At 66.4% G+C, this 1,740-nt stretch carries 1 protein-coding gene; it reads right to left on the bottom strand.

From position 1 onward, the window contains the following. Nucleotides 1–69 precede the first annotated feature (69 nt). Nucleotides 70–1,740: phosphomethylpyrimidine synthase ThiC (gene thiC / locus KCI33_RS17805; RefSeq protein WP_212526150.1), on the bottom strand; the 1,671-nt coding region annotated here is incomplete at its 5' end.

The following is a 1,740-nucleotide window of genomic DNA, read 5'->3' as shown; positions in this document are numbered from 1 at the left end:
CCGTCGCCGCCCTGCGGGCGATCATGGCCGGCGCCCGGCCGGCGCCCGGTCCTCCGCTGGTCAAGGCGATCATTCCCCGGCCGCATCGACGGGCATGTACAGCTCTCCGCTCTCCCGGAATTTCTCGGCCATCGCCTCCATCCCCTCTTTCTGCGCCTCGGCGCGGATTTCGTGCGAGATCCGCATCGAGCAGAACTTCGGTCCGCACATGGAGCAGAAATGCGCCACCTTGTGCGCCTGTTTCGGCAAGGTCTGGTCGTGAAAATCGCGCGCCGTGTCGGGATCGAGCGACAGGTTGAACTGGTCCTCCCAGCGGAACTCGAACCGCGCGCGCGACAGCGCGTCGTCGCGCCGCTGCGCGCCCGGCAGCCCCTTGGCCAGATCGGCCGCGTGGGCCGCGATCTTGTAGGTGATCACGCCGGTTTTCACGTCGTCCCGGTCGGGCAGGCCGAGATGTTCCTTGGGCGTCACATAGCAGAGCATGGCGCAGCCGAACCAGCCGATCATCGCCGCCCCGATTCCGCTGGTGATATGGTCATAGCCCGGCGCGATATCCGTGGTCAGCGGCCCAAGCGTGTAGAACGGCGCCTCGTGGCAGCATTCCAGCTGCTTTTCCATGTTCTCCTTGATCTTGTGCATGGCGACATGGCCGGGCCCCTCGATCATCACCTGGCAGTCCCTGGCCCAGGCGATTTTCGTGAGTTCCCCCAGCGTCTCCAGCTCGGCGAACTGCGCCTCGTCATTGGCATCGGCGATCGATCCGGGCCGCAGCCCGTCGCCCAGCGAGAAGCTCACGTCATAGGCGCGGCAGATATCGCAGATCTCCTCGAAATGCTCGTAGAGGAAGCTCTCCTTGTGGTGATGCAGGCACCACTTGGCCATGATCGAGCCGCCGCGCGAGACGATGCCCGTGACCCGGTTCACGGTCATCGGCACCATGTGCAGGCGCACGCCGGCATGGATGGTGAAATAGTCCACGCCCTGTTCGGCCTGCTCGATCAGCGTGTCGCGGAAGACCTCCCAGGTCAGGTCCTCGGCGATGCCGCCCACCTTCTCCAGCGCCTGGTAGATCGGCACGGTGCCGATCGGCACCGGCGAATTGCGGACGATCCATTCGCGGGTGTTGTGGATGTTGCGCCCGGTCGAGAGGTCCATCACCGTGTCCGCGCCCCAGCGGATCGCCCAGACCATCTTGTCCACCTCCTCCGCCATCGAGGAGGTGACGGCGGAGGTGCCCATGTTGGCGTTGATCTTCACCAGGAAGTTGCGGCCGATGATCATCGGCTCGAGCTCGGGGTGGTTGATGTTGGCCGGGATGATGGCGCGGCCGGCCGCGATCTCGGAGCGGACGAATTCCGGCGTGACGTCATCGGGGATATTGGCCCCCCAGTCCTGGCCGTCGCGCGCACCCGCGACGGCCTCGCGCAGCTGGTTTTCGCGGATGGCCACGAACTCCATCTCGGGGGTGACGATGCCGGCGCGGGCATAGGCCAGCTGGGTCACCGCCTTGCCGTCCCGGGCGCGCAGCGGGCGGCGCTTGAGCGGGAATTCGGGGGTCAGGCGGTCGCCCTGAACAAAGCCGTTGTCCTCTGGCTTGACCTCGCGGCCCTCATAATCTTCGACATCGCCCCGCGCGGCGATCCAATCGCGGCGAAGCGGCGCGAGCCCCTGCGTGATATCCGTCACCACATCCGGGTCGGTGTAGGGGCCCGAGCTGTCGTAGACCGGCAGGGGAGGCTC

Source organism: Actibacterium sp. MT2.3-13A (assembly GCF_018139985.1).
Lineage (GTDB): Bacteria > Pseudomonadota > Alphaproteobacteria > Rhodobacterales > Rhodobacteraceae > JAGSOU01.
The sequence above is the reverse complement of the archived record's forward strand: the minus strand, read 5'-3'. Positions and strand labels throughout refer to the sequence as shown.